This window comes from Streptomyces sp. NPDC107546, from assembly GCF_055639175.1.
Genome location: NZ_JBVKBA010000030.1, coordinates 13,548 through 38,672, shown reverse-complemented (window position 1 = coordinate 38,672; position 25,125 = coordinate 13,548). Strand labels below are relative to the sequence as shown.

Genomic DNA, 25,125 nt, shown 5'->3' with positions numbered 1-25,125 from the left:
TTCCGTAAGAGTTCGATGGTTCCGTGACGGCCAGGCGCCGAGTGGGATGGAGGGCATGAAACTGTGTCTCTTTCCGCCGGTGTTCAGGGGCAGACTGCACGATGCCCGCACGGCGACCTCCGTCGGCCGGTGGCTGGGGGTGGCGTTCGCCGTCTGCTTCGTCACCGGACTGGTCAGTCACTTCATGCAACACCCGCCGGGCTGGCTGGCCGACAGACTCCCGAGCCGCCCGGTGTGGGGCTATCGGCTCACTCAGGGACTTCATGTCGCCTCTGGCATCGCGGCGATCCCGTTGCTGCTGGCGAAGCTGTGGACGGTATATCCGCGGTTGTATGCATGGCCGCTGGTGCGGTCGGTCAAGCACGCCCTGGAGCGGCTGTCCGTCGGGGTGCTGGTGGCCGGCGCCGTCTTCGAGCTGGCGACCGGGCTGTTGAACACGGCGCAGTGGTACCCGTGGCCGTTCTCGTTCGTGCCCGTGCACTACGCGGTGGCGTGGCTGGTCATCGGGGCGCTGCTGCTGCACATCGCGGTCAAGGCGCCCGAGATCAAGGCGTACTGGGGTCGTCGGTCGCCCGGGACGCTCGCGCTGCCCGCGCAGGACGGCCCCGACCGGCGCTCGCTGCTGGCAGCGGTGGGCGCTGCTGTCGGTGCCGTCACACTGACCACCGTGGGCCAGTCCTTCACCCCGCTGAAGGGCTTCCTTCTGTTCGCGCCCCGCCACCCGGACAAAGGCCCGCAGGCGCTGCCGGTCAACAGGACTGCCGACGCTGCGGGGGTCGGCCGGATCACTGCCCTGGAGTACCGCCTGGTGGTGGCCGGCCCGCGGTCGTACACCCTGACCCTGGACGAGCTGCGCGCCCTGCCGCAGCACGAGGTCGAGCTGCCGATCGCCTGTGTGGAGGGCTGGAGCAAGTCGGCGCGCTGGACCGGCGTACGGGTCAGGGATCTGCTGGAGCGTGCGGGGGCGCCGGAGCATGCGCGGGTGCGGGTGGTGTCGCTGCAGTCGAGGGGCAGTTACCGGGTGTCGGAGATGGGGCACGAGCACGCCCGCGACCCGCTGACCCTGTTGGCCCTGCGCCTGAACGGCGAGGAACTCGACCCGGACCACGGTTACCCGGCGCGGCTCATCGCTCCCGATCGGCCGGGCGTTCTGCAGACCAAGTGGGTCGGCCGACTGGAGGTGCCGGCATGAAGGCGCTGCGCGCGCTGGCGGGTACGGCGGGTATCGCACTCATGGGAGTCGGGGCGTTCTCGCTGAGGGACGTCCGCGACCTGGCGGATGTGCTGGTGTGGCTGGGTGGGGCGGTGGTCCTGCACGATGTGGTGATCGCCCCGGCCGTGCTGCTGGTCGGGCTGCTGCTGGTGCGCGGTGCTGCGCGCGGACCGGTCCGCGGGGCCCTACTGGTCGCGGGTGCGCTGACGGCGGTGGCGTTGCCGGTGCTGCTACGGCCGGGCAGGACGGCCAACTCGTCGGTGCTGCCGTTGGACTATCCGCGCAACTGGCTGATCGCACTGGGGGCCGTGGTCACAGTGACGGCGCTCCGGCTGGCCGTGCGCGGGTTGAGGCGCGGTCGCCGGCGGCCTGGTGGGTGACTTCCCTGGTCCGGCCGACGGACGAGCGGTGTTACGGGTGTCTTACGCGTTGCGGGCGGGCGGGGCGGAGCGCCGGGCGGCCGCCTAGCGTGACCGGATGCGCTTCCTCCGTACATGTCGTGTGACGGCCCTGGTGACCGCGGCTCCGCTGTCGTTGGCCGTCGCCGGACTGATGCATCCCCGGCATCTGACGGCGGCGACGGCAGGTCACTGGGCCGCGATGCACATCGCCCTGCTGCCGGTCTTCCCCTTCCTCGTGCTCGGACTGGTGGTCCCCTTGGGGGGCAGGCCGCGCCGTGACGCAGAGGGGGCCTTGACGGTGGTCTCCTGGGCCGGATGCCTCTGTTTCGCCGCGTACTACTCGGGACTGGACGCGGTGGCCGGCATTGCCGCCGGCACTGTGGTGGACCACGGCGTCCGCGGCGCCACCGGACGACTGTTCGCCACCGGGGACGATTTGGGCCGGACCGGGGTGTACGGGCTGGCCGTCGCCTCGCTCGCTACCTGCGTGGTGCTCTGGAGGCGCCATGGTGTGCGGGCACTGCCGGGTGCCGTGGTCCTCTTCGCCGCCTGCTGGTCGTTCGTCGACAGCCACATCTTCTGGCCCAAGGGCGTGCTGACCATGCTCGGCTTCGCTGTGGCCTTCGCCCTCCTGACGGTGGCGGCGTCCCGGCCCGCCGAGAACGCGCGGGAGCCGGGAAGGCTTACGAACCCCTGACATCCTCGCACCGAGCGACCCGCCGCCAGGTGCACCGCACTACGGTCGGTGGCATGTTGATCCTGGTCACCGGCGGTGCGGGTTTCATCGGCTCGCACATCGTCACCGCCCTCATCGATGGGGGGCATGAGGTGCGTGTCCTCGACGCGCTGCTGCCCGCCGCCCACCGCACGGTCCCGCCGATCCCCGACGGGGTGGACTGGCGGCATGCCGACGTCCGTGACGGGGAGGCGGTGGCCGACGCCCTGAGGGGCGTCGACGCGGTCTGTCACCAGGCCGCGATGGTCGGTCTCGGCAAGGACTTCACCGACGCCCCGGACTACGTGGGCTGCAACGACCTCGGCACCGCCGTGCTCCTTGCCGGTATGGCCGAAGCCGGCGTGCGGCGCCTCGTCCTGGCGAGTTCGATGGTGGTCTACGGCGAGGGGCGGTACGAGTGCTCGCGGCACGGCGCCGTGCGGCCCGGGCCGCGCCTCGTGGCGGATCTGGAAGCAGGCGGCTTCGAGCCTCCGTGCCCGTACTGCGGTGAGCCACTGGCCGCGGGCCTGGTGGGCGAGGAGGCCCCGGCCGACCCACGCAACGTGTACGCGGCCACCAAGCTGGCGCAGGAGCACCTGGCCGCCGCGTGGGCGCGGGCGACCGGCGGCCGCGTCGCCGCCCTTCGCTACCACAACGTGTACGGCCCGGGCATGCCGCGGGACACCCCCTACGCGGGTGTCGCCTCCCTGTTCCGGTCAGCGCTCGCGCGCGGCGAGGCACCGCGCGTCTTCGAGGACGGCGGGCAACGGCGGGACTTCGTCCATGTTCGGGACGTCGCCGGCGCCAACCTCGCGGCGCTGGACGGTCTGCCGGCGGGCGGTTTGCAGGCGTACAACGTCGGCAGCGGAGAGCCGCACACCGTGGGCGAGATGGCCGCAGCGCTGGCCGAGGCGCACGGCGGACCGGCACCGGTCGTCACGGGGGAGTACCGGCTCGGCGACGTCCGCCACATCACCGCCTCCTCTCAGCGGCTGCGCGAGGAGCTGGGCTGGAAGCCGCAGGTCGTCTTCGCGGAAGGCATGGCGGAGTTCGCGGCGGCGCCCCTGCGGGCCGGGTGAGCTCGTCCGGCCCTCGGGCGACCGTGCCAGGACCGGCCCGGCTCCTCCCGCCGGGCCGGTCCTGCTTCCTCGTCGTTCTCAGACCGCTGCGGGCAGGTGCACCTCGAACCGGCAGCCGCCCGGTACGTTGCACACCGCCGCGCGCCCCTGGTGGGCCTCCACGATGCCGCGCACGATGGCCAGGCCGAGCCCCGCGCCGGCCGGCGGGGTGCGGGCGTCGGTGCCGCGCCAGCCGGTGTCGAAGACGCGGGGCAGGTCCTCCGGCGGAATGCCGCCGCAGCCGTCCGTCACCGCCAGTACGACCCTGTCGGCCTCACGGCGGGCCGAGACGGCGACCGTACCGTCGGCGGGCGTCCGGCGGATCGCGTTGACCAGCAGGTTGGCAAGGACGCGGGACATCTCGCGGCCGTCGACTTCCACCGGCACGGGCTCGACTCCGTCGCCCACGAGCCGTACTCCGTGTTCCTTGGCCAGCGCGTCGACGCCGGCGATGGCGTCGCCGACGAGGTCGTAGACCGACATCCGGGCGGGGGACAGAGCCAGCACACCCGCCTGGATACGGGAGAGCTCGAACAGGTCGCTGACCATGGCGCTCATACGGCCGACCTCCGCGCGGATGCGGGTGTGGTAGTCGCGGGGATCGTCGACCATGCCGTCTTCGAGGGCCTCGGTCATCGCCTGCAGGCCGGCCAGCGGGGTGCGCAGGTCGTGGGAGATCCAGGCGACGAGTTCGCGTCGGGAGGCTTCCAGGGTCCGTTCCCGTTCCCGGGAGGCGGCGAGCTTGGCGCTGGTGGCAGCCAACTGTCGACTGAGGTGGGCGAGTTCGGCGGTGGGCGCGAGAGCGGGTGGGGTGAAACTGCCGTCGTCTCCGAGGGCGCGGGTGGCCTCGGCCAGCTCCCGACTGCCCTTCACGACGCTGCGGCCCAGGATGAGCGTCACGACGAGCGAGACGACCGCTGCCATGGCGCACACCATCGTCACCACCCACAGGTCGTGGTCGGACAGGAACATCGCCCAGGACACCAGCATGGTTCCGGCGAGCATCGCCGCCACGGTGACGGCGGCGACCACGGCCAGGGAGACGGCGACGGACCGGTTGCGCAGCGCCCGCAGGGCCGCCGCTCCCAGCAGTCCGGAGCCCCCCGCGCCGATCGCCGCGTACAGCGCGATGAGGAGCGTGTCACCGACCATGGCCGGCCTCGGCTTCCTGTGACCGGGGAGGGTCGAAGCGGTAGCCGACACCCCACACCGTGCTGATGAGGCGAGGGTGGGCCGGGTCGTCCTCGATCTTCTCGCGCAGTCGCCGCACGTGCACGGTGACGGTCGACAGGTCCCCGAACTCCCAGCCCCAGACCCGCTGCATCAGCTGCTCCCGGCTCGTGGCCTGCCCGGGGTGCCGGATGAAGAACTCCAGCAGGTCGAACTCGCGGATGGTCAGGGCAAGTTCGGAGCCGTTACGGGTGGCGCGCCGGGCCGCCGGGTCCAGGGCGAGCGGGCCGGCCCGCAGCCAGGGCTCTGCCGTCTCGGACCGGACGGCCGTCGACGCGCCGGCCCGGCGGAGCACGGACTCCACCCGCAACACCAGTTCCCGGGGACTGAACGGTTTGGTCACGTAGTCGTCCGCGCCGACCTCCAGGCCCAGGATGCGGTCCTCCTCGTCGCCGCGCGCGGTCAGCATGATCACAGGGAGAGGGCCGGCCGCACGGATGCGGCGGCAGACCTCCAGCCCGTCCATGCCGGGCAGCATCAGGTCCAGCACCACCAGGTCGGGCTCCTGGGAGGCGGCCTGGGCCACGGCGGTGGGTCCGTCGGCGGCGACGTCGACGGCGAAGCCCGCCCGGGCCAGATATCCGGCGACGACCTCGGAGACGGTCGGGTCGTCGTCCACGACAAGTACGCGTTTCACCCCACCGAGTCTCGCACCAGGGTTCCGCCGCGAACCGACGCACCGAACGACGTCAGCGATCCGTAAGGAGGCGACATCCCTTATGTCTGTTTTGCATCCGTACTGTGAGTGAGGTGATCGATACATCCCCCTCCTCTGTGGACGTCGTGCTGCCCTGCCTCGATGAAGCCGAGGCCCTGCCGTGGGTGCTGGAGCGGATTCCGCCCGGCTGGCGCGCGATCGTCGTCGACAACGGCTCCACCGACGGTTCCCCGGACATCGCCCACGACCTGGGTGCGTACGTGGTCAGCGAGCCCCGGCGCGGCTTCGGCGCCGCCTGCCACGCGGGCCTCACCGCCGCCACGGCCGACGTGGTCTGCTTCTGCGACTGCGACGCCTCCCTCGACCCCGGCCTGCTGCCGACCGTCGCCGGCCCCGTTCTCGACGGCGCAGCGGAACTGGTCCTGGGCCGTCGCCGCCCCACCGCCCGCGGTGCCTGGCCCGTACACGCCCGCCTGGCCAACCTGGAGCTGGCCCGTCTCGTCCGCCGCCGCACCGGCGTACGCCTGCACGACCTCGGCCCGATGCGCGCCGCCCGCCGGGAGGCGCTGCTGACCCTCGGTCTGACCGACCGGCGCTCCGGCTATCCGTTGCAGATGGTCGTCCGCGCCGCCGACGCCGGCTGGCGGGTGGCGGAGACCGACGTGCCCTACCGACCTCGTACCGGCCGTTCGAAGGTCACCGGCACCTGGCGCGGCACCTGGCAGGCCGTGCGCGACATGCGTGCCGTCCTGGCCGAGCGGCCATCTGCGGCCCCGGCCGCCGGCGCCGGCATTGCGGGAGGCGTCCGGTGAACGCTCGCACCACGACCTCCACGACCTCAACGTCGACCATGACCACCAGGACCACCGCGACCACCACGACCGCGGGTTCGCAGACCCTGCTGGTCATTGCGAAGGAGCCGGTGCCCGGGCGCGTCAAGACCCGCCTCACCCCGCCCTACACCCCGCAGGAGGCGGCTGCCCTGGCCGAGGCCGCTCTGACCGACACGCTCAACACGATGCTCCAGGTCCCCGCCCGCCGCCGGGTGCTGGTTCTCGAGGGAGCCCCTGGTCCGTGGCTGCCACCCGGCTTCGAGGTTCTGCCCCAGGCGCCCGGCGGCCTCGACCAGCGGATCGCCGCCGCCTTCGCCCTCTGCGACGGTCCCTCGCTGCTGGTCGGCATGGACACTCCCCAACTCACCCCGCACCTGCTGACTCACGTCGGCCGCGACGGGCACGACGCCTGGTTCGGCCCGGCCGCCGACGGCGGATTCTGGGCTCTGGGCTTCGCCGATCCCGTCCGCGACTCAGTCCTCGTGCGGGGCGTCCCGATGTCCACCGACCGCACCGGGGCCATCCAGCGTCGCAGGCTCACCGAGGCGGGACTGACGGTCGGTGAACTCCCGCTGCTGCGGGACGTGGACACCGCCGCCGACGCCGCTTCGGTGGCCACCTGCTGCCCGCCCGGATCCCGGTTCGCCGCCACCCTGGCCTCGCTCGCGGAGACCGTCCGGTGACCGGCACCTCCCACGGGACGCGCACCGCTGGCACCGGAGGAACGGAACTGGTGGAGCGAATCGCGTCAGAAGAGGACCTCCTGCACGTCACGCTGCCTTCCCAGCCCAAAGCCCCCCTGCAGCGCGCTGATCGGCCGGCGTCCGTCGAGCCGGGGGAGCCCTGGACGGACGACCCCTACGGCCGTGCCGTGCGCGTCGGCCGCGGCCCCCTGTATCTGCGCCGCATAACACCGCTCACCGAGGGGGTGGCCGAGCTGCTGCCTCTGGACGTGGAGCGCTTCTGCGCCGCTCCCGACGCCGCTGACACGGGCGTACTGCACCGTTGCACCGGACCCGTCCTGGACGTCGGCTGCGGGCCGGGACGTCTGGTGGCCGCCCTGACCGCCCGGCGCATACCGGTGCTCGGAGTGGACGTCAGTCCGGCCGCCGTCGCCCGGACCCGCCACCTGGGCGGAACCGCCCTGCAGCGGTCCGTCTTCGACCCGCTACCGAGAGAGGGCCGCTGGGGGACCGCCTTGTTGATGGACGGCAACGTCGGCATCGGCGGCGACCCGGCGGCGCTGCTCGCCCGCCTGCGCCGACTGCTTCGCCCCGGCGGGCGTCTGCTGGCCGAAGTCGCCCCGCAGGACGTGGACGAACGTCTCACCGTCCGCATCGAGGACGCCCACGGCCGACACGGCCGCCCCTTTCCCTGGGCCCGCCTCGGCGCCACCGCCCTGCTGCACGCCGCCGACACCACCGCGTGGATCCTCACCAGCCGGTGGACAACCGGCAACCGCACCTTCCTGGAACTCCATCGCCCGAATCCGGGGCCCGACGCGCCACGCGCCCTTCCCCATGGAGGGTCGGCCCGCCCATGACCGACACGGCCGCTCAACACCGGCACGACCCCCGGCGTTCCGTTGCGCCTCCGCTCTCCCGTCCTCGCGCACGGGCGACCCCACCAAGGACCCGGGTCCGAATCGCTGCGAACGCGATCCTGCTTGCCGCCCTCACCGCCATCGTCGTCAACACCCTCCGTGCAGGCGACAGTCAAAGCGTCCCTGGCCGCCTGCTCGGCGGATACGCCGTCGCCTGGATGCTGTTCGCCGCGGCCGTATGGACCGTGCGCAAGGTCCCGGCCCGCGCCGCGACCGTCCTCGTCCTGACAGGTTCGGCCGCACTCGCCCTGGCCGGGCTCACCGCCCAGCCGCGCACCAGCGACGACATGTACCGCTACGCCTGGGACGGTCGCGTCCAGGCAGCCGGAATCTCCCCGTACACCTACCCGCCCGCCGCACCTGAACTCGCCCGCCTCCGCGACCACTGGCTGTTCCCCACACAAGAATCCTGCAAGGGATGGGGGCTCACCCACACCAGCAGTGGCCTCTGTGTCCGCATCAACCGGCCCACAGTGCCCACCATCTACCCGCCCGTCGCCGAGGGCTGGTACCTCGCCGTGCACACGCTGTCCCCGCCGGACAGCCGCCACAAGCCGCTGCAGGCGTCGGGCGCCGTCCTGGCCTTCGGCACGACCCTCGCCCTGCTCCGAGTTCTACGCCGCCGCGCCGACCCGCAGCGGGCTCCGGCCCGGGCCGCGCTGTGGGCCTGGTGTCCGGCTGTCGCCCTGGAAGCGGTCAACAACGCCCACATCGACACCCTGGGTGTTCTCTTCGTCGTGCTCGCGCTCGGCACCGCCACGACCGGAATCCGCCGTGGCGCGCTGCTCGGCGCGGCGATCGCCGTCAAACTCCTTCCCGTCCTGGCCCTGCCCGGCGCCTTGTCCGGGCAACGCAGCCCCGCCCGGGTCCTGCGCGTCGTCACGGCCACCGTCGCAGCCGTCGGCCTCGCCTACCTGCCCTACGCCATGGCCTCCGGCGCGGACGTCCTGGGCTACCTGCCCGGCTACCTCCACGAGGAGGGCTACGAGCCTGGTGACGTACGCCGTTTCGCCCTGCTGCGACTGCTGCTGCCGGGCGCTGCCGCCGGCGTGACCGCCGTCGCGCTGCTCACACTGATCGGGCTGCACGTGTGGTGGCGCGGGGACCCTGGCCGCCCCTGGCGCGGCGCGCTGCTGCTCACCGGCACCGCCCTGCTCCTCTTCTCCCCGAGCTATCCCTGGTACTCCCTGCTCGTGATCGCTCTCGTGGCCATGGACGGCCGCTGGGAGTGGCTGACGGTGACCCTCGCCGGCACCGCCCTCTACCTCGCAGGCCGACTGCTACCCGGATTCCCCCTCCAGGGGTGGGCGTACGGCACCGCAGCAGTCGTGATCGCCGCCGGCGCGTGCCTGCGCTCCGGCCGGGCAAGCCGAATCCTGCAGCACCGTGCCCGCAACCGGCGGTTCGGCGGCGAGCGGATCTGACGGTGCCACGACGGCCGACGCGCTCATCCGGGCGCTCCCGACCGGCTACCGGTGCCGAGCAGGACGTATGGCGCTGATCCTCATGGCGCGCCAGCGCCTCGGAGCCAGTGTGAACGCGCTGCGCCGCGTCGAGCGGGGCGCCCTCCGCCTGAGCGGCGGGTGAGGCGGCCGGAGAAGGCATCCGAGCAGGACGACCTCGCCGTTCAGGAGTCGTCCGACTCCCGGGCGGAAACCGGCGGGCGGAAGCAGGCATGGACGATCTTGCCATCGGGGCAGGGCCGAGCCTGCCACTCGTCGGCGAGGGCGTCCACCAGCAGCATGCCCCGCCCGCCGAGCTGCTGGGTGCTCGGTGGACGAGGGGTGGGCAGGTCGGTGGAGTTGTCGTGCACGGCGACGTGGAGACAGCGCGTGTCCCAGGTCAGCATCAGCTGTGCTGAGCTGTGTGCGTGCAGGTGCGCGTTGGTCACCAGCTCCGAGACGGTCAGGAGTACGGCGTCCACCGTCTGCGGTGCGCTGTCCGTCCACCCCAGCGACTCCAGATGCGTGCGCGCCCAGTCCCGGGCCGTCTTCACCTCGCTGTTCAACGGCAGGGAGCGTGCCCACCCCACCGCCTTCACCGACGAACCGCTCACGGTGTTCCTCCCTGTGGTCTTCCTCCCTGTGGTCAATGTGCCGACCCGAGTACCCGTTCGGCACGCCTTGACGCAGGCCGGCCGTGCCTCGGCGCCACGTCACCTCGGCTCGCTGCGGGATCGTCGGCCCCAGCCGCCTCTAGGGTGTTCATCGCTAATTCCACCGATCGGCCCGGCGATGCCATGCCAGCTCGCGCTGTGGGCGGCGGAGGTTCCGGCGCCGCCGGAGCGGGTGCGGGAGCGTGCCGCCGCGGGCATGCCCCGCGGCGGAGGCGGGTACGACCCCTCCCGTACGGGGGCGTCGTGGACGCGTCCGAAGAGCGAGGGGTGTGGGAAGTGATTCGAAAGCTGCAGGCGGTCGCGCTGGACTGCGCTGATCCGGTACGGCTCGCGGAGTTCTACGCGGAGCTCCTCGGCGGCCGGGTGGTCGCGGACGGTGAGGATGCCGACTGGGTCGAGGTGCACGGGTTCGAGGGGATACCCCTGGCCTGCCAGCGGGTGGACGGCTACCAACCGCCCGAATGGCCGAGCCAGGAGCGCCCGCAGCAGCTCCACCTGGACTTCGACGTGGACGACCTCGACGGAGAGGAGAAGCGGGCGCTCGCCCTCGGTGCGACCGTGCTGGAGCGGACGGACCAGCTCCGCCCGGGGGCCAACTGGCGCATCTACGCGGACCCGGCCGGCCATCCGTTCTGCCTCTGCTTCCACTGAGTCCGTCAGGCCCACTGTCCTGGCTCGATGGCTGCCGCCCGCCTGCACAGGCGCTACGAGGGCAAAGACGAGCACCTTCCTGGCCTTCATGGGCATCGCCGGCGTCCTCGTCTGCTACCGCCGCTGCACCGACTGAGCCGGCCTCCTATTCGTTTGCCGCAGGCCGGCCCGAGTTGTACCAGTCCAGCCAGTCGGGGAACGCCGCCTGGCGTTCCGCTTCTGAGGTGCGGGGCCGGTGGTAGGCCCACTCGTCGAGCAGGGTGCGGTTGATCGATACACCTGGAGCTTGTCCGACGGGTCGTGGTGCCGGTGATGGGCCGCGGGTCAGTGCAGGTTCACCTGGAAGGCGTGACGGTGGTCGGCGCCCCCCCCGAGCACAGCTGGACGTCCGAAAGACTCAGCGGCCCCGGTCGGCTCACCAGACCCGAGCCGGCCGTGGTCCAGGAGTCGTTGGGGAGGGCTTCCGCGCCTGCGCCGTAGGTACTTCGCGACCTCTACAGCAGGGGTGAGCTGCCGTCGTGTCGGTACATGTGACACGCTCGGCCAGGGCCGGTCGCTCCAGGCGCCGGTCGACACCTTGATCGTCGGCGTGGAGAGGCAACGGCATGCGCATTGGGCTGCTCGGCACCGGCCCGTGGGCTCAGACAGCCTACGCACCCGCTCTGAGCGGGCACGAACGACTGGACTTCGTGGGCGTGTGGGGACGCCGGGAGAGCGCGGCCAGGAAGCTGGCCGACCGCCATGGCACGCGGGCGTACGACGACGTGGACGCGTTGCTCGCCGACGTGGACGCCGTTGCCGTTGCCCTGCCGCCCGACGTGCAGGCCGAGCTCGCGCCGCGAGCCGCGCGGGCGGGCCGTCACCTGCTGCTCGACAAGCCCCTGGCCGCGACGGTGGCGCAGGGACAGGCAGTGGTCGACGCCGTGCGGGAGGCGGGCGTGGCCTCGGTGGTCTTCTTCACGACCCGCTTCCAGACCGAGCCGGATGCCTGGATCGCAGAACAGGCGAACGTCGGGGGCTGGTTCACCGCACAGGCGCAGTGGCTGGGTGCGGTGTTCACCGGTGACAGTGCCTTCGCGGCATCGCCTTGGCGGCGGGAGAAGGGCGCCCTGTGGGACGTCGGGCCGCACGCGCTGTCCGTGCTGCTGCCGGTGCTGGGCGACGTAAGGCGGGTGGCAGCCGCTGCGCACGGTCCCGCGGACACCGTCCATGTGGTCCTCGACCATGTCGGCGGCGCATCCAGCACCATGACGCTGAGCCTCACGGCGCCGCCCGCGGCGGCGGGAGCGGTCGTCGAGCTGCGCGGAGAGGCCGGGGTGGCGTTGCTTCCGGAGAGTTCGTGCGGCGCGGTTCCGGCCCTCGACCGGGCGGTGGACGCCCTGTGCGCCGCCGCCGGCTCCGGCCGGCCACATCCCTGCGACGCCGCGTTCGGTCTGCGGGTGACCGAGGTACTCGCGGCGGCCGAGCACCTTCTGCGCCCGTCCGCACAAGGCGCTCCCAGGGACGGGCGGCTGGTGCACGAACGGGCGGCGCAGCGCTGAACTTCGTTGTGTCCCTTCGCGCCGGCCCGCGAGCGGTGAGCAGTTGCGGGGCCGGCGAGGTGGCCTTCGAGAGAAGGCGCACCAACCGTCAGGGCCGAGCCACTTCACCCCGGTTGTGGTCGACGACCAGCCCCGCTTGCTCACTCAGCGTCCGGACGGATCCAGCCCCGTACGGGAACCGGACCCACAGAGTGATCGTGACATCACCCAGAGCGTAGTAGCCCGTCAGTAGCCCGTCACCCGGCTCACGCCCTGCAGGCGGCTACCCCAGGCTCTGCAGCCGTGTCATGGCCTCGGTGAGAGTGCCGCGGCAGAATGCGAGGTGATCGGGACCGTAACCGCGCGGCCCGCATTCGACGACGAGCAGCAGGCCCAGGTAGAGGTGGTAGAGGGCCAGTCGGTGCCGGAAGGCGGGACTGAATTCGAGGCTGCCTCCGGCCGCGATGTAGCCGGCGACAAGGTCGCTGTCGGGGTCGGTGTCGCCACCGAAGGCCAGGGAGACCAGCTCAGCGGCGGGGTCGCCCCAGAACGCCCGTTCGTGGTCGATGAGTCCGGTGATCCGGGCGTGCTTTCCGTCGGCGCCGAGGTCGACGAAGATGTTGCCCGGCCACAGGTCGAAGTGGACGAGCCGGGGCTCGACGACTTCGTCGAGGGCGTACCGGCCCTCGGCCACCAGCGTGCGAATGTCGGCCGGTGGCACGTCCAGCGGGGACTGCCATCGATCGGCGTCGTCGAGGAGCGCGTCCACCATCGCGGTGAACGCCGTCCGCCAGTCGGGGGCGGAGAGCCCGGATTCACCGGCTGGATAGCCGAACCGCCCGTCCGATGGGGCCAGGGTGTGCAGACGCGCGGTGATCGCACCCAGCTCGCGGCGAAGCACCGCCCCGGTGGAGGGGTGGATGCGGTCGGCCACCTTGTCCCACGGGATGCCCTCCAGGACCGAAGGGCGAGGAACTCCTCCCCGGCATAGAGCAGTTCCGGCGTCGGCACGCCCCCGGCGGGGAGGGCCGCGAGCCGCCGGTAGACCATGGCCTCCGTGGCGAGGATGCCGCGCTCGTACCGGAGGATCGCCGCGCCGGCCGGAGGGGCGAGCTTGACGACGGCTGGTCGGCCGTCGTCGAGCAGGACGCGGTACGCGCTGTTGAACCAGCCGTCGGTCAGCTCGCTCTCAAGGCGGCATCCGATGCCCACAGTGCTGCGCAGCAGAGCATCGAGCTGGGTGGGGCACATGTGGCGCTTGGTCTGGCTCTGCACGGAGGCACCCTTTCGGTTGCGGTCGGGGCATGGACTGGGGCGGTGAACTTCATCGGGCAGGTCCCTCCGTGCGAGCACGGTGTGCGGCGATCAGGTCCCGGTACCACTGGTAGCTGTCCTTGGGAGTGCGGGTCAGGGTGTCGTAATCGACGTGGACGAGGCCGAAACGCTGGTCGTAACCGCGTGCCCACTCGAAGTTGTCCAGCAGCGACCAGGCGTAGTAGCCGCGCACGTCCACACCGGCGGCGATGGCGTCGGCCACGGCGGTGAGGTGGTCGGCGAGGTAGGCGATACGGTCGGGGTCGTGAACGCGGCCGTCGGGTGCGACGGTGTCGGCCTCCGCCGAGCCGTTCTCGGTGATCCAGATCGGCGGCGCCTGCGGGTAGCGGGCGTGGAGGTCGCAGAGCAGCTCGGTGAACGCGGACGGGACGACCGGCCAGCCCATGGTGGTGTGCCGGGTGCCGTACGGGTCCAGCTCGGCCACGCCGATGTCCACGGCGGTGCGCTGCCCGGGGGCGGCCACGCGGTGCGGTGCGGCGGCCACGGTGAGGGGCCGGTAGAAGTTGACGCCGAGGAAGTCCAGCGGGGCACCGATCACGTCCAGGTCGCCCGGCAGCCGCCAGGGGCCGTCGGCGAGACCGGCCCAGGTCTCCGTCTCGTACCGGGGACAGCGTCCGGCGAGGAGCGGTTCCGTCCAGATGTCGTTGTGCAGGGTCTCGGCACGATGCAGGGCGGCGCGGTCCTCGGGCCGGTCGGAGGCGGCGTGAATGCGGTCGAGGTTGAGGGTGATCCCGACTTCCCGTGCGCCTGCGGCACGCAGCTCCCGCACCGCGAGGCCGTGACCGACCAACAGGTGGTGTGCGGCCGCCAGTGCGCCGCGGCCCTCCTCGACCCCAGGTGCGTGCCGCCCCTCGGCGTAGCCCACGAAGGCCGAGCAGTAGGGCTCGTTGAGCGTGATCCAGCGGTCCACCCGGTCGCCGTAGCGCTCGGCGGCGAGGGCCGCGTACCGCGCGAACGCCTCGGCGGTCTCTCGTGCGCGCCAGCCTCCTCGGTCCTCCAGGGCTTGAGGCAGGTCCCAGTGGTAGAGGGTGACCGCGGGTGAGACCCCGGCGGCCAGCAACTCGTCGATCAGGCGGTCGTAGAAGTCCAGGCCCTTGTGGTTGACCGGTCCGGTGCCTTGGGGCAGCAGGCGGGGCCAGGCGATGGAGAAGCGGTAGCCGTCCACGCCGAGCTCGCGCAGCAGGGCGACGTCCTCGCGGAAGCGGTGGTAGTGGTCGCAGGCGGTGTCGCCCGTGGCACCCCTGAGCGTACGCCCGGGGCTGTGGCTGAAGGTGTCCCAGATGGACGGGCCACGCCCGTCCTCGTCGTGGGCACCCTCGATCTGGTAGGCCGCGGTGGCGGCGCCGAAACGGAACCTGGCGGGCAGTACCGGGAAGGGCGGGGAGCTCACGTGGCGATACCTCATGTGTCTCTTCGAAGTCGTGGCGGGCTGGCAGCAGGTCGTGGGCGGCCGGCGAACATGCCACCGGCGCACGGCGCACGGCGGCGGAGGCGGCACGGGCGGAGTGCTGCTTCGTGTGTGCGCGGTGGGGCAGCTCGTGTCACGCCCTGGCGGCGGCCGCGTCAGCAGCCGCTCGTGACCGGGCGAGACGGTCGTTCCCCGAACGCAGACGGGGGCTGCGGTGCAAGGGTCACTGCTCGGGTGCGAGCCCGCGGTCGCGGAGCCAGGCCAGTTGGACGGGTGGGTTGGACCCGTAGCCGCCGCCGTGGTCGGCGAACGGCCAGACGGTCATGGAGCGGTCCTGGCCCGCGTAGTGGTTGAAGGCGGCGTAGACGGTGGAGGTCGGGCAGAGGGGGTCCATCAGGCCGACGCTGAACAGTGCGGGAGCAGTGGCCCTCTGGGCGAAGTGGATGCCGTCGAAGTAGGCGAGGGTGGCGAAGGCGTCCGCGACGCGGTGCCGGCTGTGCCAGCGCAGGTACGCGGCGATCTCCTGGTACGGCCCGTCCCCGGTGGCCTCGACGGCCCGGCGGTAGTGGCACAGGAAGGGGACGTCCGGCAGGACGGCCGCCACCCGGTCCGGCGCCAGCCCCGCGACGGCGAGGGAAAGGCCGCCGCCCTGGCTCGCGCCGGTGACGATCACGCGCTCGGGGCCGAGGCCGGGCAGCTCGGCCACCGCGTCCACCGCGCGGGACGCAATCTCGTGGTTTCCGGCCGGTGGTCGCCTCGGGCGCGGCCACCGTGGCATGGAGGGGCTGTTCACGTGGGACCCCTTGTGTGGGCGAGGAATCGAAAGAGTGTGGAGGCAGCACGATCGTCGAAGCGCTTCGAAAGTGCCATGGAGACAGCTGGCTGTCAATCGGCCGGTAATCGTTTCGACGTCTCGTCGGCCCGCCTCGACCGCCTGAACGGCGGATAAGTGTGATGACCCGGCAGATCGGGACCTTGTGCCGGGGGAGAAGGAAAAGAGTCGCGTCCGACCGCTTGTCGGGTGTAAAGCCCAGAGTTGACGTTAACGCCCGTCGAAGCGCATCGACTCGGCTGTCGACCTTCCGTCCGCCAGCCTGTCCTCTCGCCCGGAACCCAAGGGAGGCCGCTCGACGTCCGGCAATGTGCCGCATCCCCGCCGGCCAGTTCGACGGTGAGAGGGCCTCGGGCTACGGGGCGAGCGCCAGGCGGCAACTGTGTTGCGCGTGCGGTGGCGTGGTCGCCGCACGCTGTCCGCATGGTCATGCGGACATGTCCCCGGGCCGTACAGGCTCGCGAACCGGGTACAGCAAAGGCGGGCGCTCCAGGGCTCTACTAGGTGTCGGCGGTGTGGTCCTCCTCGCTCGCCCTTACGAATCCTGGTTCTGACCGATGACGTGCTCAACTACTCTCGACCTGGGCCCGTCACGAGCCCGGAAGTGGGGGAGGACGGTATGGAGCCATGGGAACTGCGTCGCGCAGTTGAGGCAGGACGGGCCACCGTTTCGGGGCTGGGCCTCCAGGTCGACGATGTGGTCGTCATCAACGACTCGGACCGCGTCGTACTGCGCCTGCTCCCGTGCGATGTTCTGGCTCGGGTCGCACCTGAGGGGCATCTGGCTGGTTCCGAGTTCGAAGTAGAGGCTGCCCGCCGTCTCGCCGACGTCGACGCTCCGGTGGCTGAGCTCGAGCCTCGGGTCGACCCCCGAGTCCATGTGCGTGATTCCTTCGCCGTCTCGCTCTGGGTCTACTACGAACCTGTGGGATCGGAGATCGCCCCGGCCGTCTACGCGGACGTGCTCATGCGGCACCATGCCGCCCTGCGCCGGATCGATCTGGACGCACCGCATTTCACCGATCGAGTAGCTGGGGCGCTGAGAAAGGTGAACGACCGGGAGCAGTCCCCCGAGCTGCTCGATTCCGACCGGGAACTCATCCGCAACGCACTCAGTGGACTGAGCGCCGCGATCAGCATGGAGCAAGCCGGCGGCCAGATGTTGCACGGCGAGCCGCATCCGGGCAACCTCCTCAACACGAGGAGAGGGCCTCTCTTCGTGGATCTCGCCACGTGCTGCCGCGGGCCGATCGAGTTCGACCTCGCCCATGCGCCCGAAGAAGTGGGAAGGCACTATGCGGGAGCTGACCACGGCCTGATTCTCCGGTGCCGCGCCCTGGGCTGGGCGATGTTCTCGGCCTGGCGCTGGCGCCGAGACGACCAGATGCCGGACCGGGACCACTGGAGAGTGGAGGGGCTCAACCAGGTTCGTGCTGCACTCGATCGCTGCGGACCGGGCTGAACTCTGTAGCAGCGGCGCTACGCAACCACAGCCGCGCGATGGCTTCCGAACTCCTCGCCCATGACTCCCCTCTGGCCGCGCTGACCCCTGAGCAGCAACGCGCCCTTCAGGACCTGCTGGAGAAAACCGTCGCCCATCCATAGGGCGACACCACTGCGACCGCGCCACAGCCCTCGCCGCCGCCGTCGTCGTCCCCGTCCGGTTCCGGCGCGTCCGGGTCGCGCAGGGGGCCGCAGGGCGCCGGCGGCCGGGGTGGAGGGAAGACCGCCAGGCCCGCCACAGGCGGGCTTCGCTCGGCGGCTCGATGGCGACACGAAGTTCCGCCGGCTCAACCGTGAGCGAGGTGGACGGACTTGTCCTCTGGTGCGAGGGGTGCCCCACGACGGTCGCGGTGTGCCTGCCGCCGACCGGGGCGACGGCATTGAGTCACCACGCCTCCAGTGCGCATCCCGTCACCGCTGAGTTTCCCCGCCGGCAACGCCTTGTGCAGCTGGTCTTGATCCGCCCACTCACTGTGAGGCGACCGCTCCGCCCACGGGGGCGTGCCCAGTGCCGGGGGACAGTCCGTGTGCGACCGGTCAGCGACATCGGCGGGCGTTGAGCCGGGCCGCCTGGCGCGTCAGGTGGTCGCGCTCGGCGAGGTTGGGTGCCTTGTGGGCCGCCTCGGCGTACAGCCGTGCCGCCGTCGCCAGGTCGCCGTCGCGCTCGTGGAGGTACGCCGCCACCGCGGCGTGGCGGGGCAGGGAGGCGTCCAGCTTCGCGAGCGCGGCCAGCCCGGCGCGCGGTCCGTCGGCCTCCCCGACGGCGACCGCGCGGTTGAGCCGAACGACCGGGCTGTCGGTCAGGCGGGTGAGCTCGTCGTACCACTCGACGATCTGCACCCAGTCGGTCTCCTCGGCGGTGGGCGCGTCAGCGTGGAGTGCCGCGATGGCCGCCTGGGCCTGGAACTCGCCCAGCCGGTCGCGGGCGAGGGCCGCCTGCAGGATCCCGACGCCCTCGGCGATCAACGCAGTGTCCCACCGGCCGCGGTCCTGCTCGGCGAGCGGCACCAGGCTGCCGTCGGACGCGGTCCTGGCGGCGCGCCGGGCGTGGTGGAGCAGCATGAGGGCGAGCAGCCCGGCCACCTCGGGGTGGTCGACGGCGGCCATGAGCTGCCGGGTGAGCCGGATGGCCTCGGCGGCGAGGTCGACGTCGCCGGAGTAGCCCTCGTTGAAGACGAGGTAGAGGACGCGCAGCACCGTGGCGACGTCGCCGGGCCGGTCGAAGCGCACGCCGACGACGGTGCGCTTGGCCCGGCTGATGCGCTGCGCCATGGTCGCCTCGGGCACCAGGTAGGCCTCGGCGATCTGGCGGGTGGTCAGCCCCCCGACGGCGCGCAGCGTGAGCGCGACCGCCGATGCCGGGGTCAGCGACGGGTGGGCGCACAGGAAATAGAGCTGGAGCGTGTCGTCCACCGCGGGCGTCGGCCCGGGCGCCGGCTCCTCCTCGACGCGGTCCTCACGCCGGCGGCGGGCGGCGTCCGAGCGGGCCGCGTCGAGAAACCTGCGCCAGGCCACGGTGACCAGCCAGCCCTTGGCATCCCGCGGCCGGTCTGCGGGCCAGACGCGGACCGCCTCGAGAAGCGCCTCCTGCACGGCGTCCTCGGCCGCCGCGAAGTCGGCTCCGCGGCGGACGAGGACGGTGAGCACGCTTGGCGTGAGGCTCCTGAGCAGGACCTCGTCCATCGGTGACGTCACTCCGTGATGGTGGGCGGCGCGGCCAGGAACGGGCGCACCTCCAGCCACTCGTGGATCGGCTTGCCGCCCGCCCCAGGGGCGGCGGACAGCTCCCCGGCCAGCTCGACGGCGCGCTCGTGGCTGTCGACGTCGATGATCATCCAGCCGGCGATGAGGTCCTTGGTCTCCGCGAACGGTCCGTCGGTGACCGGCGGGCGTCCCTCACCGTCGTAGCGGACCCACGCTCCCTCGGGGGCGAGCGCCTGACCGTCGACGAACTCGCCGGTCTTCTCCAGCCGGGCCGCGAAGTCGTGCATGTACTGCATGTGTGCCGAGATCTCCTCCGGGGTCCACTGGTCCATGGGCACGTTGTTGACCGGGGCCGGAGCGCCGCGGTAGTGCTTCAGCAGCAGGTACTTGGCCATCGTGGTTCTCCTCGGTGCTCGTGCGACCCATTGTGGTCGCGTTCACCCCGGGGACGGAGCCGGACCCGGGTTCTCGACATCGCCGTCCGATTTTTTTTTGGGCTCTCGTGGATGAGCCTCGGTGAGCCGTTTCGTGGTGTCCGGGTCCACAGCGTGGCGCGAGGGCGAGAGATTCGAAGATCGGCACCGACCAGACAACTGAATCAAGTGGCGGGGTGTGTGTCGGTCGGTGGACACGGCTCGGCGTCGCGCGAGGGGTTTTCCGTGTCCAACGGACGGCGCCAGGAGCGCACGAGGCGTCCTGCATGCCGAGGTGCCCGGCCAGGCGCTCGGGAACAGTGAACCCGGCCCGTCCGGAGTGACGGTCAACTCCGTCGCCCCGGGACTGATCGACACCGACATCACGCAGGGCAACCTGGACGAGGAGCGCAAAGCGGCCGTGATCGCTGACGTTCCGGTACGCCGCATCGGCGGTGCCGAGGACGTGGCCGACGTCATCGCCTTCCTCGCACGGCCCGAGTCGGGCTACCTCACCGGCGCCACGTACGACGTCAACGGTGGTTCCCACCTCCACTGACCCGAACTGGGTCAGCGAGGGGAACGCGCCCTTCCGGGCGAAGGGCGCGAAGGCCAGTGCGCGGGGCGGGACGGACGCCGACGCGAAGACCGTCAGCTCCAATGGCGCCGTAGCCAGGGGGTGCGCGCAGTGGCCGACGAGCGCGGCTACTCCGCCCGACGCAGCCGGGCAGGGTGTCGCGCCATGCGGCGGCGGTCTTGCCGGGCGTGGGCGGCTGTCTCAGATCGTCGCCCGGATGATCTCCACGGTGCGCGCCAGATGCGGTTCGGAGCGGTCGGCGCGGTGTGCGACGGCCAGCTCCACGCGTGCGTCGGCCCCGGCCAGCGGCAGGTAGGCGACGCCGTCGAGCGTCAACGCGGTCACGGGCTCGGGCACGACCGCGACACCGAGGCCGCCGGCCACGAGCGTGACCAGCGTGGAGGTCTCGCCGACCTCGTGGCGGATGTGCGGCTCCACGCCGGCCTCGCGCAGGAGGCCCAGCACGACGTCGTACATCACCGAGCGGCGGTCGGCGGAGTGCACGATGAGGTCGGCGCCGGCGAGGTCTGCGGCACGCAGCCGTGACCGGCGGGCGAGGGGGTGGTCGACCGGTACGGCGACCACGAGCCGGTCCCGGCGCAGGGTGTGCACGGTGAGGGAGAGGTCGGCCGCCGGAGGACGCAGCAGCGCGACGTCGATCGCGCCGGTGCGCAGCGCCTCGACCTGGTCGGGCGCCAGCATCTCGCCGCGGAAGGAGAAGTCGACGCCGGGGAGTTCCTCCGTGAGCCGCCGCGAGAGCGCGGGCAGGAGGCTGTACGTCGCCGAGCCCACGCACCCGATGGCGAGGTGGCCCACCGAGCCGGCGGCGACGCGCCGTGCATGGTGGGCTGCCTCGTCGACGTCGGCGAGGATCGCACGCGCCCGCTCGAGGTAGGCCCGGCCGGCCTCGGTGAGGTCGACCCGGCGCGTGGTGCGGTGGAGCAGCTCGACGCCGAGCTCGGCCTCGAGCTGCCGGATCTGCTGGGAGAGCGGCGGCTGCGCCATGTGGAGCCGCTCGGCGGCGCGGCCGAAGTGGCGTTCCTCGGCCACCGCCACGAAGTACCGAAGATGACGCAGATCCATATGTCGTCCATATCAATTGGCTGCGATATTTGTACTTCAGTATATCGCGGCCTGGGATTAGCGTGGCTGCCATGAGTGCTTTCCTGTACGCCGCGACGCGGACACCGTTCGGCCGCTTCAACGGCGCGCTGGCCGGCGTCCGCCCCGACGACCTTGCCGCTGCCGCGATCACCTCGACGCTCGCGAAGGTGCCGGGCCTCGAACCCGCCGCGATCGACGACGTGGTGTGGGGCAACGCCAACGGCGCCGGCGAGGAGAACCGCAACGTCGGCCGCATGGCGGCGCTGCTCGCCGGCCTCCCGGTGAGCGTGCCCGGCACCACGGTCAACCGGCTGTGCGGATCGAGCCTCGATGCGGCGATGACGGCCAGCCGGGCGATCGAGACCGGCGACGCCGCGGTGGTGCTGACCGGCGGCGTCGAGTCGATGACACGCGCGCCGTGGGTGCTGCCCAAGTCGGCGAAACCGTTTCCGGCCGGCGACGTCACCGCGGTCTCGACCACGCTCGGCTGGCGGCTGGTCAACCCGCGGATGCCGAAGGAGTGGACGGTCAGCCTCGGCGAGGCCAACGAGCAGCTCCGGGAGCGCTTCGGGATCTCCCGCGAGCGGCAGGACGAGTTCGCCGCCCGCTCCCACCAGCTCGCCCACGCAGCGTGGGAGTCGGGCTTCTACGACGACCTCGTGGTGCCGGTCGAAGGCGTCGACCTGACCCGCGACGAGGGCATCCGAGCCGGATCCACACCGGAGGTCCTGGCGGGGCTCAAGCCCGTCTTCCGCACACCGGAGCAGGGCGGCACCATCACCGCGGGCAACGCCAGCCCGCTCAACGACGGTGCCTCCGCGGTGCTGCTGGGCAGCGAGAAGGCCGCGGCCACGATCGGGGCCGACCCGATCGCCCGCATCGCCGGCCGCGGCGTGATGGCGCTGGAGCCACAGGCCTTCGGCTACGCCCCGGTCGAGGCCGCGAACCGTGCGCTGTCCCGGGCCGGGATCGGCTGGGACCAGGTGGGCGCGGTCGAGCTCAACGAGGCCTTCGCGGTGCAGTCGCTCGCCTGCATGGACGCCTGGAAGGTCGACCCCGCCATCGTCAACCAGAAGGGGGGCGCCATCGCGATCGGGCACCCGCTGGGCGCCTCGGGCGGTCGTGTCCTCGCCACGCTGGCCAAGGTGCTGCGCGAGACGAGGCAGCGCTACGGCGTCGCCGCGATCTGCATCGGCGTCGGCCAGGGCCTGGCCGTCGTACTCGAGAACTGCGACGTCACGGAGGCGGCCCAGTGAGCCGGGCGCAGATCGTCGAGAGCGCCGACGCGGCGGTCGCCGGGATCGAGGACGGATCCACCATCCTGGTCGGCGGCTTCGGCCTGGCCGGCATGCCGTTCGATCTGATCGACGCGCTCATCCGGCAGGGTGCGAAGGACCTCACGATCGTGTCCAACAACGCCGGCAACGGCGACGTCGGACTGGCCGCACTGCTGGCCGCCGGCCGGGTGCGCAAGGTGCTCTGCTCCTTTCCGCGCCAGGCCGACTCCTGGGTCTTCGACGGGCTCTACCGCGCGGGGAAGATCGAGCTCGAGGTCGTGCCGCAGGGCAACCTCGCCGAGCGGATGCGTGCGGCGGGCGCCGGCATCGGCGCCTTCTACTGCCCGACCGCGGTCGGCACACCACTGGCCGAGGGCAAGGAGGAACGCGAGATCGACGGCCGGAAGTACCTGCTGGAATACCCCATCAAGGGCGACTACGCACTGATCGGCGCGCATGTCGCGGACACGCTGGGCAACCTTGTCTACCGCAAGACCGCCCGCAACTTCGGGCCGGTCATGGCCACGGCCGCGACGACGACCATCGTCCAGGTCGATCACGTCGTCGAGCCCGGCAAGCTCGACCCCGAGGCCATCGTCACCCCGTCCATCTACGTCGACCGGGTCGTCCAGGTGGAGGCCCGTCACTACACCGTGCAGGGGGCACGATGACCACCACGTCACATGACCAGGTGAGCGCTGACCAGCGGCTCTCGATGGACGAGCTGGCCGCCGTCATCGCACGCGACATCCCGGCCGGCGCCTTCGTCAACCTGGGCATCGGACAGCCCACCAAGATCGCCGACCACCTGCCGGCCGACTCCGGGGTGGTGCTGCACACCGAGAACGGCATGCTCAACATGGGGCCGAAGGCCGTGGGCGACGCGGTCGACCCCGACCTGACCAACGCCGGCAAGGTCCCGGTGACCGAACTGCCGGGGGCGGCGTACTTCCACCACGCCGACTCCTTCGCCATGATGCGCGGCGGGCACCTCGATGTCTGCGTCCTCGGTGCCTACCAGGTCGCCTTCAACGGCGACCTCGCCAACTGGCACACCGGCAGGCCCGACGACATCCCCGCCGTCGGCGGCGCCATGGACCTCGCCATCGGCGCCAAGGACGTCTACGTGATGATGACGCTCTTCACCCGCTCCGGTGAGCCGAAGCTCGTACCGCAGTGCACCTACCCGCTCACCGGCATCGGCTGCGTCAGCCGCGTCTACACGGACCACGGCGTCTTCGACGTCGGCCCCGACGGCGTACGGATCCGGGAGACGTACGGCGTCAGCGCCCACGAGCTGGCGGAGCGACTCGGCATCACGCTGCGGTTCACCGCCTGATCACATGTCCGAGCGACCGCGTGAACGCACCACCGCGCCGCCCCGAGTCGTGATGCCGTTGGCACGGCTCGGGGAGGTGAGGCGAGTGGCCGGGGGACTGCCAGGTCGGCGCCGCGGGCCAACCACGGCCCCGTCAGCAAGGGACTGGCCACCTTCGCCCCAGCCGCGGGTGAGAACCCGCCCTTGACGTCACGGCGTCGTCGCTGGTCACGCGCTGGGCCGGGGTCCAGCGGCGCGGCGGAGCCGGTTGGCGATCGCCAGTCCCAGCCCCTCCTCCACGGGCAAGGAGGCGACGATGAGGTCACACCCTCGCTGGTCGAACTCGCGCAGGAACCCGTACAGCCCGCGCGCGTAGGCGGCCATCGAACCGGGGACCGTCACCACGGCGTGCGCCTGCACCGGAACATCGGCGAAGGAGGGCGGAAGGAGGACGCCCACCTGGTGCCCCACCTCCTGCGCAGTCTCCGCTTCGGCGATGACCTTCTCCGGCTCGACGAGGACGACCCGTGCACGCGGTGCGTAGTGAGATGGATGCCGGCCCGGCACCCGAATGTGGCTGGTCGCGGGGACCGCAAGCGGGCGCCCCAGCACCGCTTCGAGGTCCTCGCGCGTCACCCCGCCGGGCCGAAGGATGCTCGGGGCATCGCCCGTGGCGTCGACGATGGTCGACTCGACGCCGACCTCGCAAGGGCCGCCGTCCAGCACGAAGTCGACAGCATCGCCGAGCTCGGCACGGACATGGTCCGCCGTGGTGGGGCTGACCGAGCCGAAGCGGTTGGCGGACGGGGCCGTGACACCGCCGCCGAAGGCTGACAGCAGCGCGAGTGCGACGGGGTGGTCGGGCACGCGCACGGCCACCGTCTCAAGGCCACCGGTCGCTGCGAGGGGCACGCGGGGACCGCGCCTCAGGACCAGCGTGAGCGGCCCCGGCCAGAAGTGTTCGGCCAGCAGGCGCGCCGCTCGGGGCACCTCCTGGACCCAGTCGTCCAGATGCTTCGCGCCGCCGATGTGGACGATCAGTGGGTGGGAGGTCGGACGCCCCTTGACCTGGAAGATGCGCGCGACGGCGGCGGGGTCCTCGGCGTTGGCGCCCAGTCCGTAGACAGTTTCGGTCGGAAGGGCCACCAGACCGCCGGCGTGCAGCACACCGGCCGCCATCTCGATGTCATTGGTTCTTGCCGTCACCCTTGCAATCCTAGGTGCCTCGACGACCGGCGACGGTCATGATCAATCTCAGCCCCCACTGCGGTTCCATTGATCTCCAGGGCCATCCAAGATCAACTCAATGCGTGATGTCGTCATGGTGGAGCGGGCACGAGTCCGGTGCCGGTGAGGCAGCCGTCGAGGACGTCGTGGCGGTACTGGACCGGCGTAAGCCCCGCCGGACGGCGGTGATCAGGTGCTGCGGGTCGGTGACGCGGTACTTTCCCAAGCGCTCCAACTGCCCCTGTGAGCCGCGGAATTGCCGACGTCACGGTGGTTGATGTCCTAGAGTGGGAGCGGGCGGACCAATGCGAAAGCGGTGGCGGGGATCAGGGCCGGCCCAGCCGACTGCTCGGGCGCTCCACCACAGCA

Annotated in this window: 25 protein-coding genes and 1 pseudogene; 15 read left to right on the top strand and 11 right to left on the bottom strand. The window is 71.7% G+C overall.

Translation table 11 applies throughout. The features are described from left to right. Nucleotides 1-46: 46 nt before the first annotated feature. From ACZ7L1_RS31295 to ACZ7L1_RS31280, 4 genes are all read left to right on the top strand, one after another. On the top strand, nucleotides 47-1,192 hold the full coding sequence (locus ACZ7L1_RS31295; RefSeq protein WP_471441898.1) for a molybdopterin-dependent oxidoreductase: 1,146 nt from the start codon (nucleotides 47-49) through the stop codon (nucleotides 1,190-1,192). Continuing rightward, nucleotides 1,189-1,593 carry a hypothetical protein gene (locus tag ACZ7L1_RS31290; RefSeq protein WP_471441896.1) on the top strand — a complete coding sequence of 135 codons (405 nt, stop codon included), beginning with the start codon at nucleotides 1,189-1,191 and terminating at the stop codon, nucleotides 1,591-1,593. Before ACZ7L1_RS31295 ends, ACZ7L1_RS31290 begins: the two co-directional genes overlap by 4 nt. A gap of 97 nt (nucleotides 1,594-1,690) precedes the next feature. Beyond that, nucleotides 1,691-2,311, top strand: a complete 621-nt coding sequence (locus ACZ7L1_RS31285; protein WP_471441894.1) for a hypothetical protein — start codon at nucleotides 1,691-1,693, stop codon at nucleotides 2,309-2,311. Between the two features lie 53 nt (nucleotides 2,312-2,364). Further along, a complete protein-coding gene (locus ACZ7L1_RS31280; RefSeq protein ID WP_471441892.1) occupies nucleotides 2,365-3,408 on the top strand; it encodes an NAD-dependent epimerase/dehydratase family protein in 1,044 nt (347 codons plus the stop codon). A gap of 78 nt (nucleotides 3,409-3,486) precedes the next feature. Here the strand turns inward: ACZ7L1_RS31280 and ACZ7L1_RS31275 are convergent, their stop codons facing one another. Continuing rightward, the gene (locus ACZ7L1_RS31275) at nucleotides 3,487-4,599 is read right to left on the bottom strand and encodes a sensor histidine kinase (RefSeq protein WP_471441890.1); all 1,113 of its coding nucleotides are present in this window, start codon (nucleotides 4,597-4,599) and stop codon (nucleotides 3,487-3,489) included. Then, nucleotides 4,589-5,314, bottom strand: coding sequence for a response regulator transcription factor (locus tag ACZ7L1_RS31270; protein ID WP_471441888.1), 726 nt, complete (start codon nucleotides 5,312-5,314; stop codon nucleotides 4,589-4,591). Before ACZ7L1_RS31270 ends, ACZ7L1_RS31275 begins: the two co-directional genes overlap by 11 nt. Nucleotides 5,315-5,427: 113 nt before the next feature. Here ACZ7L1_RS31270 and ACZ7L1_RS31265 point away from each other — a divergent pair, with 113 nt between their 5' ends. From ACZ7L1_RS31265 to ACZ7L1_RS31250, 4 genes are all read left to right on the top strand, one after another. Continuing rightward, the gene (locus ACZ7L1_RS31265; RefSeq protein ID WP_471441886.1) at nucleotides 5,428-6,147 is read left to right on the top strand and encodes a glycosyltransferase family 2 protein; all 720 of its coding nucleotides are present in this window, start codon (nucleotides 5,428-5,430) and stop codon (nucleotides 6,145-6,147) included. Nucleotides 6,148-6,185: 38 nt separating this feature from the next. After that, nucleotides 6,186-6,851 carry a TIGR04282 family arsenosugar biosynthesis glycosyltransferase gene (locus ACZ7L1_RS31260; RefSeq protein ID WP_471441884.1) on the top strand — a complete coding sequence of 222 codons (666 nt, stop codon included), beginning with the start codon at nucleotides 6,186-6,188 and terminating at the stop codon, nucleotides 6,849-6,851. A 116-nt stretch (nucleotides 6,852-6,967) separates the two neighbouring features. After that, nucleotides 6,968-7,711: a methyltransferase domain-containing protein gene (locus ACZ7L1_RS31255; protein ID WP_471441954.1), complete on the top strand. Its 744-nt coding sequence runs from the start codon at nucleotides 6,968-6,970 to the stop codon at nucleotides 7,709-7,711. Next, nucleotides 7,708-9,195, top strand: coding sequence for a glycosyltransferase 87 family protein (locus ACZ7L1_RS31250; protein WP_471441882.1), 1,488 nt, complete (start codon nucleotides 7,708-7,710; stop codon nucleotides 9,193-9,195). Before ACZ7L1_RS31255 ends, ACZ7L1_RS31250 begins: the two co-directional genes overlap by 4 nt. A gap of 203 nt (nucleotides 9,196-9,398) precedes the next feature. Here the strand turns inward: ACZ7L1_RS31250 and ACZ7L1_RS31245 are convergent, their stop codons facing one another. Next, nucleotides 9,399-9,827, bottom strand: coding sequence for an ATP-binding protein (locus ACZ7L1_RS31245; protein WP_471441880.1), 429 nt, complete (start codon nucleotides 9,825-9,827; stop codon nucleotides 9,399-9,401). Between the two features lie 336 nt (nucleotides 9,828-10,163). Between ACZ7L1_RS31245 and ACZ7L1_RS31240 the strand changes: the two genes are divergently transcribed. Beyond that, nucleotides 10,164-10,538, top strand: a complete 375-nt coding sequence (locus ACZ7L1_RS31240) for a VOC family protein (protein WP_471441878.1) — start codon at nucleotides 10,164-10,166, stop codon at nucleotides 10,536-10,538. Between the two features lie 163 nt (nucleotides 10,539-10,701). Here ACZ7L1_RS31240 and ACZ7L1_RS31235 read toward each other — a convergent pair. Further along, nucleotides 10,702-10,806: pseudogene (locus ACZ7L1_RS31235) on the bottom strand (IS481 family transposase); the annotation flags it as partial. A 337-nt stretch (nucleotides 10,807-11,143) separates the two neighbouring features. On the opposite strand from ACZ7L1_RS31235, the gene ACZ7L1_RS31230 reads away from it, so the two are divergent. Beyond that, nucleotides 11,144-12,079: a Gfo/Idh/MocA family protein gene (locus ACZ7L1_RS31230; RefSeq protein WP_471441876.1), complete on the top strand. Its 936-nt coding sequence runs from the start codon at nucleotides 11,144-11,146 to the stop codon at nucleotides 12,077-12,079. Nucleotides 12,080-12,341: 262 nt separating this feature from the next. Here ACZ7L1_RS31230 and ACZ7L1_RS31225 read toward each other — a convergent pair whose 3' ends face one another. The 3 genes from ACZ7L1_RS31225 to ACZ7L1_RS31215 form a co-directional block, all read right to left on the bottom strand. Continuing rightward, entirely contained in the window at nucleotides 12,342-12,992 is a 651-nt protein-coding gene (locus ACZ7L1_RS31225) for a phosphotransferase family protein (RefSeq protein ID WP_471441874.1), read from the bottom strand. A 390-nt stretch (nucleotides 12,993-13,382) separates the two neighbouring features. Beyond that, nucleotides 13,383-14,798 (bottom strand): GH1 family beta-glucosidase, encoded by a 1,416-nt coding sequence (locus ACZ7L1_RS31220; RefSeq protein ID WP_471441872.1) that lies wholly within the window; start codon nucleotides 14,796-14,798, stop codon nucleotides 13,383-13,385. 226 nt (nucleotides 14,799-15,024) lie between these two features. Then, nucleotides 15,025-15,579, bottom strand: a complete 555-nt coding sequence (locus ACZ7L1_RS31215) for an acetylxylan esterase (protein WP_471441952.1) — start codon at nucleotides 15,577-15,579, stop codon at nucleotides 15,025-15,027. A gap of 673 nt (nucleotides 15,580-16,252) precedes the next feature. Here ACZ7L1_RS31215 and ACZ7L1_RS31210 point away from each other — a divergent pair. Further along, nucleotides 16,253-17,095: a phosphotransferase gene (locus ACZ7L1_RS31210; protein ID WP_471441870.1), complete on the top strand. Its 843-nt coding sequence runs from the start codon at nucleotides 16,253-16,255 to the stop codon at nucleotides 17,093-17,095. A 578-nt stretch (nucleotides 17,096-17,673) separates the two neighbouring features. On the opposite strand, the gene ACZ7L1_RS31205 is transcribed toward ACZ7L1_RS31210, so the two are convergent. Further along, nucleotides 17,674-18,819 (bottom strand): RNA polymerase sigma factor, encoded by a 1,146-nt coding sequence (locus tag ACZ7L1_RS31205; protein ID WP_471441950.1) that lies wholly within the window; start codon nucleotides 18,817-18,819, stop codon nucleotides 17,674-17,676. 8 nt (nucleotides 18,820-18,827) lie between these two features. Then, nucleotides 18,828-19,235: a YciI family protein gene (locus ACZ7L1_RS31200; protein WP_471441868.1), complete on the bottom strand. Its 408-nt coding sequence runs from the start codon at nucleotides 19,233-19,235 to the stop codon at nucleotides 18,828-18,830. Nucleotides 19,236-19,548: 313 nt separating this feature from the next. Between ACZ7L1_RS31200 and ACZ7L1_RS31195 the strand changes: the two genes are divergently transcribed. Next, nucleotides 19,549-19,812, top strand: a complete 264-nt coding sequence (locus tag ACZ7L1_RS31195; RefSeq protein ID WP_471441866.1) for an SDR family oxidoreductase — start codon at nucleotides 19,549-19,551, stop codon at nucleotides 19,810-19,812. A 219-nt stretch (nucleotides 19,813-20,031) separates the two neighbouring features. Here the strand turns inward: ACZ7L1_RS31195 and ACZ7L1_RS31190 are convergent, their stop codons facing one another. After that, complete coding sequence (locus ACZ7L1_RS31190; protein WP_471441864.1) at nucleotides 20,032-20,913, bottom strand: LysR family transcriptional regulator; 882 nt, start codon at nucleotides 20,911-20,913, stop codon at nucleotides 20,032-20,034. A 71-nt stretch (nucleotides 20,914-20,984) separates the two neighbouring features. Here ACZ7L1_RS31190 and ACZ7L1_RS31185 point away from each other — a divergent pair, with 71 nt between their 5' ends. Genes ACZ7L1_RS31185 through ACZ7L1_RS31175 form a run of 3 tightly spaced genes read left to right on the top strand, consistent with a single transcriptional unit; the run spans nucleotide 20,985 to nucleotide 23,550 of the window. After that, the gene (locus ACZ7L1_RS31185; protein WP_471441862.1) at nucleotides 20,985-22,190 is read left to right on the top strand and encodes a thiolase family protein; all 1,206 of its coding nucleotides are present in this window, start codon (nucleotides 20,985-20,987) and stop codon (nucleotides 22,188-22,190) included. After that, entirely contained in the window at nucleotides 22,187-22,882 is a 696-nt protein-coding gene (locus ACZ7L1_RS31180; RefSeq protein ID WP_471441860.1) for a 3-oxoacid CoA-transferase subunit A, read from the top strand. Before ACZ7L1_RS31185 ends, ACZ7L1_RS31180 begins: the two co-directional genes overlap by 4 nt. Continuing rightward, nucleotides 22,879-23,550 (top strand): 3-oxoacid CoA-transferase subunit B, encoded by a 672-nt coding sequence (locus ACZ7L1_RS31175; RefSeq protein WP_471441858.1) that lies wholly within the window; start codon nucleotides 22,879-22,881, stop codon nucleotides 23,548-23,550. The genes ACZ7L1_RS31180 and ACZ7L1_RS31175 overlap by 4 nt, the downstream gene beginning before the upstream one ends. A gap of 207 nt (nucleotides 23,551-23,757) precedes the next feature. Here ACZ7L1_RS31175 and ACZ7L1_RS31170 read toward each other — a convergent pair whose 3' ends face one another. Next, nucleotides 23,758-24,735, bottom strand: a complete 978-nt coding sequence (locus ACZ7L1_RS31170) for an L-threonylcarbamoyladenylate synthase (RefSeq protein ID WP_471441856.1) — start codon at nucleotides 24,733-24,735, stop codon at nucleotides 23,758-23,760. Nucleotides 24,736-25,125: the final 390 nt, after the last annotated feature.